The following is a 9,398-nucleotide window of genomic DNA, read 5'->3' on the forward strand; positions in this document are numbered from 1 at the left end:
GGCGCCGCGGTGCGGACCACCGCATCCGGAGGACGAAACGCGGGACTAGAGGACGCCCTTCGTGGACGGGATGCCGCCGGCCCGGCCGATTCGGTACCGGCGCCTTCGCTCTCCCGAAACTGTCGGTGGTCGCTCTTAATGTGCACCTCACCACTGAAAGTGAGGAGCCCGAGATGGACGACAAGGCCATCGCCGATATAGCGGACATAGAGACGCTCGTCATCGATTGCGACCGGTGCGCGGTCCGCGGTGACGCGTGTCATGACTGTGTCGTCAGCGTTCTCCTGGGCGCGCCACTCGCGCTCGAATGGGACGCCGACGAGCGGAAGGCGGTCGACGCGCTCGCCGAAGCCGGGATGGTCCCGCGCCTCCGGATGGTCGAGATCGTCGGACAGGAGCGCCGGAAGTCGGCCTGAGACACACCTCGACCGGGACATTCGACGAGTGGTCGATCCGATCAGGTGAACGGTAGGTAGTCGAGATCAGCCCCAGGATGTAACGCCCGTCACAACTTTCCGCTCATGCTGGTCCGAAGGTGTTTCGGCGCATCACGGAGAGTTTTTGCGCCTGCCATGGTGGACGCGGTGCCCGGGGTTTCGTAACCTGTCCGAGATCTCGTGGCCGGAAGTCGTCGCCAGACGGCTACGCGGGATCGCCACTGAAGCAGCTTTGTCGGGGAGCTGCACCAGAACCAGCCGTGCGCCAAACCTGTTGCGATAGCACTCGGCCAGGCGCAAGGCGGGAACGCGGGGAACCGCGCGGGCCTCACGGTCGGCGACGCGGCTCCGTGGAAGAGGGCCCCCGACCTCTTCGTCCCGGGTTCTGCGTCGGTGGCCGACAGCAAAGGAGACACGCGCGACCGTGCAGTCGCATCCAGTCAAGCGCGTGGTGTCAGGAGCTTTGGCCGCGGCCGCGGTGATCACCGCGGTAACGGTCGCCCAGCCCGCTGCCACTGCAGCCCCAGCCCCCGCCCCCCAGCAGCCCCCCTCCGGCTCGGACGCCCTCGCCAAGTACCGCGACCTCGCGGCACAGGCCGAGAAGGCGAACGAAGACCTCCTCAAGGCGAAGGACGACCTCGCCGCGAAGCAGGGCGAGCTCGACAAGGCCACCGCCGACGCCGCCTCCGCCAAGGACCTCGGTGTCAAGGCGGCCGGTGACGAGAAAACGTTCCAGGACGAGGTGAACAAGTTCGCCGGTGCTTCCTTCACCAGCGGTGTGCAGCTGAACAAGCTGTCCTCGCTGCTGTCGGGCGCGTCGACGCAGGACTTCCTGGAGCGCTCGTCGGCGCTCGAAGTCCTCGCGGCGAACAAGAACACCGCCCTGGGCAACCTGAGCGGTGCCGTCGCCCAGTCCGCCGCTGCCGCGAAGCAGGCGGCGGACGCCCAGAACACGGCCACTTCCGCCCGTGACGCCGCAGCCAAGCTGACGACGGACATCGAGGCGCGCAAGAAGACGCTGGACGACCAGCTCAAGGAGATCCAGCGGGCCAGCGGCAACCTGAGCGCCGCGGACCGGAACTCCCAGAAGGACAAGGGCGGCGCGTTCCCCGATCTGCCCGCCCCGGGTCCCGAGGCCGCCGCGGCCCTTTCGGCCGCGAAGAGCAAGCTCGGCAGCCCCTACGACTGGGGTGCGACCGGTCCGTCGTCCTTCGACTGCTCCGGTCTGATGCTGTGGGCGTACAAGCAGGCGGGGCTCACCCTGCCGCGGTCCAGCCGTCAGCAGTCGACCTTCGGCGCCCCGGTGCAGCGGTCGCAGCTCCAGCCGGGCGACCTGGTGTTCTACAACTCGCCGGTCTCGCACGTCGGCATGTACGTCGGCAACGGCATGATGGTGCACGCGCCGACCACCGGTGACGTCGTCAAGGTGTCGCCGCTGCAGAACAACTACGTCGGAGCCCGTCGCCCGACGGCCTGACGAACAGCGAGAAAAGGGGCGGTGCCGCGCAAGCGGTGCCGCCCCTTTCGCGTGTCCGGGGCCAAGTAGCCTTGCAGGGGTGCTGAGGACCCTGCTGGTGACCAACGACTTCCCGCCCCGGCCGGGCGGCATCCAGAACTATCTGAACTCGCTGGCCACCCGCCTGCCCGCGGACGACCTCGTCGTCTACGCCCCGTCCTGGGAATCGAGCACCGGCTCGCACGGCGAGTTCGACGCCGCCGCCCCGTTCGAGGTGGTGCGCCATCCGACGTCCCTGATGCTGCCGACACCGGACGTTCTCAAGCGGGCGAAGGAGATCATGCGCGCCCGCGACTGCGAGGCCGTCTGGTTCGGCGCCGCCGCGCCGCTGGCGCTGCTGGGGCATTCGCTGCGGTCGGCGGGTGCCCGCCGGGTGCTGGCGTCGACGCACGGCCACGAGGTCGGCTGGTCGATGCTCCCGGGGTCACGGCAGGCGTTGCGGCGGATCGGCGACACCGTCGACGTGATCACCTACGTCAGCAAGTACACGCGCTCCCGGTTTTCGGCCGCCTTCGGCCCGATGGCGGGGCTGGAGATGCTTCCGTGCGGCGTCGACACCGAGCTCTACCGGCCGGACGACGCCGCGGGCAAGGAGATCCGCGATCGGCACGGTCTCGGCGACCGTCCGACGATCGTCTGCGTCTCGCGGCTGGTGCCGCGCAAGGGCCAGGACATGCTCATCAAGATCCTGCCCGAGCTCCGCGAGCGGATCCCGGACGTGGCGCTGCTGATCGTCGGCGGCGGCCCGTATCGCAAGACGCTCACCGGGCTCGTCGACGCGCTGGGGGTCCAGGACAGCGTCGTCATCACCGGATCGGTGCCGTGGAAGGAGTTGCCCGCCCACTACAACGCGGGCGACGTCTTCGCGATGCCGGCCCGGACGCGCGGTAAGGGACTCGACGTCGAGGGCCTGGGCATCGTGTACCTGGAGGCTTCGGCGACCGGGCTGCCGGTCGTCGCCGGGAACTCCGGCGGCGCGCCGGAAACGGTGCTGGACGAGGTCACCGGGCACGTCGTCGACGGCCGCGACGAGCAGCAGCTGAGGGACACGCTGGCCGCGTTGCTCGCCGATCCGGTGCGGGCGCGGCGCATGGGCGCCGCGGGCCGCGAATGGGTCAGCGAGAACTGGCGCTGGGACACCATGGCGGGCAGGCTTTCCGGCCTGCTCGACGGCGACCCGGTCGCGGCCGTGCGCTGAGCGGTCAGGGTTCGTAGCGCGCCGGGTGCTTCGGATCGTCGACGCGGATCACCACGTCCGACAGCGCAGCCGGGTCGACTTCCTGTTCGTAGCGCTCGTAAGCGGGGAGCGCCCACGCGTCGGGTACCCGCCGTTCGAGCGCGGCGGGCGAGAGCCACAGGTGCACGCTCAGATCGAAAGCGAGCCCGGCGCCGAACAGGAATTCGCCGTCCAGCAGGACGACGCCGCCTTCGGGCACTTCGACGCGTTCGGCCCGGGTGGCGCGATCGCGCACCGGGTCCCACAGCGAGGGCAGGACCAGGCCGCTGCCGTCCTCGGCGAGCGGGTCGAGCACCTCGCGGCGCAAGGCGCCGAGGTCGAGCCAGTCGGTGTAGCGCGAGTCCGGATCCTCTTTGCCGCGTTCGAAACGCAGCGAGGCGGGGCGGAGGAAGTCGTTCGCCGAGATCCGCTGTACCGCGTGACCGGCGACCCGCAGGGGATCGACCAGGGCGTCGGCGAGTTCTGTGGTGTCGGTCGCACCGGCCGCGCCGTCGATCGCGACCGCGATCCGGCGGCGGTCCGTGATGGCCGTGATGCGTTCGGTCAGTTCGGAGACCAGCAGAGCGGGAGAAATCGGACGGTAGCGCACAGACAGAGATCCTCCACCCGGACCGGTGACTGTCGCACGGTACACCCGATGGGATGATGGCCTGCGTGACCAAAGCAACGGCCAAAACAGCCGGAAGTGGTTGGCAGGTAGGCGTTTCCCAGACGGTGCCGTACAGCAGCACCCAGGTGTGGGACTTCCTGGTCGGACGCGAGGGCGTGGGGATCTGGCTCGGTCCGGGCGCCGAACTCGGCGATGAGCTGGGCACGACCTACGAGACGGCCAACGGGACGACCGGCGAGATCCGCGGTCGTGCCGAGGGCGACAAGCTCAGGCTGACCTGGCGGCCGAAAGACTGGGACCACGATTCGACCCTGCAGATCACGGTAAGCGGAACCGACCAGAAGACCACCCTCCGTTTTCATCAGGAATGGCTCGCGGGCGCCGACGAACGCGAAGAACAGCGGGCATACTGGACCGAAGTGACCGAGCGAGTGGTGGCCGCGCTGGCCGAACGCTGACCGGCGCGCTGGGGAGGCGCACCGATGGGGGCAGCCGAAAATCTCAAGACCCTGGCCTGGGACTTCGTCCAGGAACCGCACCGGGTCTCCGCGCTGCTGCGGGAAGGCGGCCGGGTCCGGAAGGTGCGCCTGCCGCGCGGCCTGGAGGTCTGGCTCGTCACCGGCCACGCCGAGGCCCGCGCCGTGCTCGCGGACCCCCGCGTCGGCAAGGACACGGCCGAGGCCAGGCGCCTCTTCGAACGCGGCGGCTTCGAATCCGCGGGCGACAGCGCCGTGCGCGCGCTCAGCGGGCACATGCTCAACTCGGATCCGCCGGACCACACGCGGTTGCGCAAACTGGTCAACCAGGCCTTCACCTCGCGCACGGTTTCCCGGCTGCGGCCGAGGATCGAGCAGATCGCCGCGGAGCTGCTGGACGACATCGGCGACGCCGAGCGCGTCGACCTGCTGCCCGCGTTCGCCGTCCCGCTGCCGATCCGCGTGATCTGCGAACTGCTCGGCGTCCACGCGGGCGACCAGCCGGCGTTCGCGAAGTGGTCGAATACGATGCTCGCCTGGTCGACGCCGGAGGAACTCCAGGCAGCGGCGGCGAAGATGCACGCGTACCTCGTCGACCTCATCGCGGAGAAGCGCGCCGAGCCCGCCGATGACCTGCTTTCCGGTCTGATCCACGCCAGCGACGAGGGCGACTCGCTCTCCGGCGAAGAACTGCTGTCGATGGCGTTCCTCCTGCTGGTGGCCGGGTTCGAGACGACGGTCAATCTGATCGCGAACAGCGTCTTCGCGCTGCTGCGGGAGCCGGAACAGCTGGCCGCGCTCCGCGCCGATCCCGCGTTGCTGCCCGGAGCGGTCGAGGAGTTCCTGCGCTACGACGGCGCGATCCACCTGGCGACCATCCGGTTCACCCGGGAACCCGTCCCGGTCGGCGACGTCGAGATCCCGGCGGACGAGTTCGTGCTCGTCTCCCTGATCGGCGCGAACCGGGACGCCGAGCGGTTCGAAGACCCGCATCGGCTGGACGTCACGCGGCAGTCGACCGGGCATCTCGCGTTCGGGCACGGGATCCACTACTGCGTCGGCGCCCCGCTGGCCCGGCTGGAGGCCGAGATCGCGTTGCGCGGCCTTCTGGAGCGGTTCCCCGGCCTGAGCCTGGACGCCGACCCGGAAACCTTGCGGTGGCGGGAAAGCACCCTCGTCCACGGCCTCGAAACCCTCCCTGTGCGCCTGCGCTGAGAAGGGCGTGTCGTAGGGTCGCCGGATGGACGCCGCCGAACTCCTCGCCCTCGACGCGGAACACGTCTGGCACCCGTACGGGCCGATGCCGAGCCCGATCGACTCCCTGCTGGTCCGCGAGGCGAGCGGGGTCCGGCTCACCCTCGACGACGGCCGCGAGCTGGTCGACGGCATGTCGTCCTGGTGGGCGGCGATCCACGGCTACCGGAACCCGGTGCTGGACGCGGCGCTGGCCGAGCAGGCGGGCCGGATGAGTCACGTGATGTTCGGCGGGCTCACCCATGAGCCGGCCATCAGGCTGGCGAAGACGCTGGTCGACCTCGCCCCGGACGGACTGAGGCACGTCTTCCTGTGCGACTCCGGTTCGGTGTCGGTCGAGGTCGCCGTCAAGATGTGCCTGCAGTACTGGCAGTCGGTGGGGCGCAAGGAAAAGCGGCGCCTGATGACCTGGCGCGGCGGCTACCACGGCGACACGTTCACGCCGATGAGCGTCTGCGACCCCGAGGGCGGGATGCACTCGCTGTGGCGCGGGATCCTGCCGGAGCAGCTGTTCCTGCCCAAGCCTCCCGGCGGCTTCGGCGACGAGCCGGATCAGGCCTACCTGGACCTGCTCGCGAGCGAAATCGAGCGGCACGCGGGCGAGCTGGCCGCGATCATCGTCGAGCCGGTCGTGCAGGGTGCCGGGGGCATGCGGTTCCACCCGCCCGCGTACCTGCGCGCGCTGCGCGAGATCTCCGAGGCCAACGACGTGCTGCTCGTCTTCGACGAGATCGCGACCGGTTTCGGGCGCACCGGCAAGATGTTCGCCGCCGAGCACGCCGGGGTCACACCGGACGTCCTGTGCCTGGGCAAGGCGCTGACCGGCGGTTACCTGACGATGGCGGCGGCGTTGTGCACGCCGGAGATCGCCGACGGGATTTCGCGCGGCGAGCTGCCGGTGCTGGCGCACGGCCCGACGTTCATGGCCAACCCGCTGTCCTCGGCCGTCGCCAACGCCTCGCTGGGGATCCTGGCCGAAGGCGGCTGGAAGTCCGACGTCCCGCGGATCGAAGCCGCGCTGAAGGCCGGTCTCGAACCGGCTCGCGAGCTGTCTTCGGTCGTCGACGTGCGGGTGCTCGGTGCCATCGGCGTGGTGGAACTGGACCACCCGGTGGACATGGCGATCGCGACCGACGTGCTCACCGCGAACGGCGTCTGGCTGCGCCCGTTCCGGAACCTGATCTACACGATGCCGCCCTACATCTCCGACGCGGAAGACCTCGCGACGATCACCTCGGCCGTGGTCGCGGCCGCGCAAAAAGCCTGAAACGGGACGAATTCAACCGAAAGAGTGTGACGACGGCCACAGCAATCCGCAAAGGCCACGCTGGGTACAGAGCGTGGTCGCGGGATGATCGGGGTCAAGCGAACGGGCGAGTCCGATCGAGACCCCTCTCGGGTGTTATGTCGTGAAAAGGCGTTATGCCCTAGTTCTCTGATGCACAAGCAAACCTGAGAAACCTTTGCGTAGCGGACTTTTGCGCGCCGATCGGGTTTCCTGCCCCCATGATCGACATCGTTGGTGACGAGCACGACACCGGGCCTCCGGGCCGTCGCAATCCCACATCGACCCTCCTGAAGAACCTCCGCCACGACATCCCGGCTTCGGTCGTCGTCTTCCTCGTGGCCGTCCCGCTTTCGCTCGGCGTCGCACACGCCGCCGGAGCCCCTCTGCTCGCCGGACTCGTCTCCGCCGTCGTCGGCGGCATCGTCGCGAGCCTCTTCGGGGCTTCCGTCCTCCAGGTCAGCGGCCCGTCCGCCGCGCTGACCATCGTCATCGCGGAGACCATCTCCGCTTTCGGCTGGGCGGCCACCTGCGCGATCACCGCCGCGGCAGGCGTGGTCCAGATCCTCTTCGGCGTCAGCCGGGTCGCCCGCGCCGCGCTGGCCATCTCGCCCGCCATCGTGCACGGCCTGCTCGCCGGGATCGGGCTGATCCTCGTCCTCGGCCAGCTGCACGTCGTGCTCGGCGGGGTGGCGGGGAGTTCCACGATCGGGAACATCCTCGCGCTGCCGGGCCGGATCGTCGGCCACCACGACCAGGCCGCGGTCGTCGGCGTGGTCACCGTCGGCGTCCTGCTGGTGTGGACCCGGATGCCGCGTTCGGTGCGCCGCGTCCCCGGTCCGCTCGCCGCCGTCGCGCTGGCGACCGGCCTTTCCGTCGTGGCGGGCATGGACCTGCCGCGCGTCGACCTCCCGAACGGCTTGCCGGGGCTGGGTTTCGTCCCCGAGGCGCCGTCCGGGTCCTGGGCGGCGGTCATCGCCGCCGTCCTCTCCATCGCGCTCATCGCCAGCCTGGAGAGCCTGCTTTCCGCCGTCGCCATCGACAAACTGCGCGACGGCCCGCGCACCGACCTCAACCGTGAACTGATCGGGCAGGGCCTGGCGAACGTCGCCGCCGGCTCGCTCGGCGGATTCCCGGTCACCGGCGTCGTCGTGCGCACCATGACCAACTTCGAAGCGGGCGCCCGCACCCGGGCTTCGGCGATCCTGCACAGCGTCTGGATCCTCGGCTGCTGCCTGTTCCTGGCGGGCGCGCTGCGGCTGATCCCGCTCGCCGCGCTCGCCGGTCTCCTCGTCTACGTCGGCGCGAAACTGGTCAACGTGGCCAATCTGCGCGAGGTCCGCCGCCACGGAGACCTGCCGGTCTATCTCGCGACCCTGCTCGGCGCGGTCGCCGTCAACCTGCTCACCGGTGTCGCCGCGGGGATCGCGGTGGCGCTCGCGCTGATGCTGCGCCGGATGCTGTTCTCCGGGATCCACGTCGAACAGGACGGTTCGCGGACCAGGGTCGTCATCGAAGGCGCGCTCACTTTCCTTTCCGTGCCAAGGCTCACGACCGTCCTCGCCGAAGTCCCCGCGCGTTCGGAAGTGACCCTGGAACTCTTCGTCGACTACCTCGACCACGCCGCTTTCGACTGCCTGCGCGGATGGCAGCGCGCGTACGAACGCGGCGGCGGAGTCGTGATCGTCGACGAGATCGGGCATCCGTGGTTCGAACGCGGCAAGGCGGGCGTGCCGACCGTGCGCCGCGGTGTCGCGTCCCGGGTGGTGCCGCGCTGGCTCGCGCCGTGGTCGGAATGGCAGGCCGAACACCTCGAACTGCCGAGCCAGCGCGGCGGCAGCGTCCCGTTGTGCCGCGGTGCGTCGGAATTCCAGCGGCGGACGGCGCCGCTGCTGCGGACCACCTGGGACGGGCTGGCGAACGGCCAGCAGCCGCACACGCTGTTCGTCACCTGCGGCGACGCGCGGATCGTGCCGAATCTGATCACGACCAGCGGGCCGGGCGACCTGTTCACCGTGCGGAACATCGGAAACCTCGTCCCGCACGCCGGTGCCGAAGCGGATTTCTCGGTGGGAGCGGCGATCGAGTACGCCGTCGGTCTGCTGCGCGTGCGGGAAGTGGTGGTGTGCGGGCATTCCGGTTGCGGGGCGATGAAGGCGTTGCTCGGCGACGCGCCTGCCGGGCTCGCGCATCTCGGCGGTTGGCTGCGTCACGGCGAGACGACGATGCGGCGCAGCCAAAGCGAAGGGCCGGTGCTGCTCGACGGTGTCCGTCCCGATCACGAGGGCGACCGGCTCGCCCTGCACAACGTGGTGCAGCAACTGGAAAACCTGCGTTCGTACCCGGTGGTCGAGGTCGCGCTGGCGCGAGGTGACCTCCGGCTCACGGGGATGTACTTCGACGTCGGGAAGGCGAACGTGTACCTGCTCGACGCGGCGCACCGGTCGTTCACTTCGGCCGCTTCGCCGGTGAAGTCCTGAGAGATCGGAAGTCCGTGAAGGCCTCCTTGAGGGACCCAGGGTCCCTCAAGGAGGCCTTCACGGACATTCAGGACGTGACCCGGAGTTGGCCGGGCGGCCGATC

Annotated in this window: 8 protein-coding genes; 7 read left to right on the forward strand and 1 reads right to left on the reverse strand. The window is 69.7% G+C overall.

What is annotated here, in order from left to right; genetic code table 11:
* Positions 1 to 173 precede the first annotated feature (173 nt).
* The 3 genes from AB0N89_RS35535 to AB0N89_RS35545 all read left to right on the forward strand — a co-directional run bounded on the left by AB0N89_RS35535 (position 174) and on the right by AB0N89_RS35545 (position 3,151).
* Positions 174 to 416: a hypothetical protein gene (locus AB0N89_RS35535; protein WP_364214220.1), complete on the forward strand. Its 243-nt coding sequence runs from the start codon at positions 174 to 176 to the stop codon at positions 414 to 416.
* Positions 417 to 861: 445 nt separating this feature from the next.
* The gene (locus AB0N89_RS35540) at positions 862 to 1,914 is read left to right on the forward strand and encodes a C40 family peptidase (protein ID WP_364214223.1); all 1,053 of its coding nucleotides are present in this window, start codon (positions 862 to 864) and stop codon (positions 1,912 to 1,914) included.
* Positions 1,915 to 1,993: 79 nt separating this feature from the next.
* Positions 1,994 to 3,151 (forward strand): glycosyltransferase family 4 protein, encoded by a 1,158-nt coding sequence (locus tag AB0N89_RS35545; RefSeq protein WP_364214226.1) that lies wholly within the window; start codon positions 1,994 to 1,996, stop codon positions 3,149 to 3,151.
* A gap of 4 nt (positions 3,152 to 3,155) precedes the next feature.
* On the opposite strand, the gene AB0N89_RS35550 is transcribed toward AB0N89_RS35545, so the two are convergent.
* The gene (locus AB0N89_RS35550) at positions 3,156 to 3,779 is read right to left on the reverse strand and encodes a uridine kinase (RefSeq protein WP_364214229.1); all 624 of its coding nucleotides are present in this window, start codon (positions 3,777 to 3,779) and stop codon (positions 3,156 to 3,158) included.
* A 125-nt stretch (positions 3,780 to 3,904) separates the two neighbouring features.
* On the opposite strand from AB0N89_RS35550, the gene AB0N89_RS35555 reads away from it, so the two are divergent.
* From AB0N89_RS35555 to AB0N89_RS35570, 4 genes are all read left to right on the forward strand, one after another.
* Entirely contained in the window at positions 3,905 to 4,258 is a 354-nt protein-coding gene (locus tag AB0N89_RS35555; protein WP_364214244.1) for an SRPBCC domain-containing protein, read from the forward strand.
* A 24-nt stretch (positions 4,259 to 4,282) separates the two neighbouring features.
* The gene (locus tag AB0N89_RS35560) at positions 4,283 to 5,491 is read left to right on the forward strand and encodes a cytochrome P450 (RefSeq protein ID WP_364214232.1); all 1,209 of its coding nucleotides are present in this window, start codon (positions 4,283 to 4,285) and stop codon (positions 5,489 to 5,491) included.
* A gap of 25 nt (positions 5,492 to 5,516) precedes the next feature.
* Positions 5,517 to 6,797 (forward strand): adenosylmethionine--8-amino-7-oxononanoate transaminase, encoded by a 1,281-nt coding sequence (locus tag AB0N89_RS35565; protein WP_364214235.1) that lies wholly within the window; start codon positions 5,517 to 5,519, stop codon positions 6,795 to 6,797.
* 239 nt (positions 6,798 to 7,036) lie between these two features.
* Positions 7,037 to 9,295: a bifunctional SulP family inorganic anion transporter/carbonic anhydrase gene (locus AB0N89_RS35570; protein ID WP_364214238.1), complete on the forward strand. Its 2,259-nt coding sequence runs from the start codon at positions 7,037 to 7,039 to the stop codon at positions 9,293 to 9,295.
* The last annotated feature ends 103 nt before the right edge of the window (positions 9,296 to 9,398 follow it).

The sequence above is a fragment of the Amycolatopsis sp. NPDC089917 genome (assembly GCF_040684635.1).
In the GTDB taxonomy this organism is placed as follows: Bacteria; Actinomycetota; Actinomycetes; order Mycobacteriales; family Pseudonocardiaceae; genus Amycolatopsis.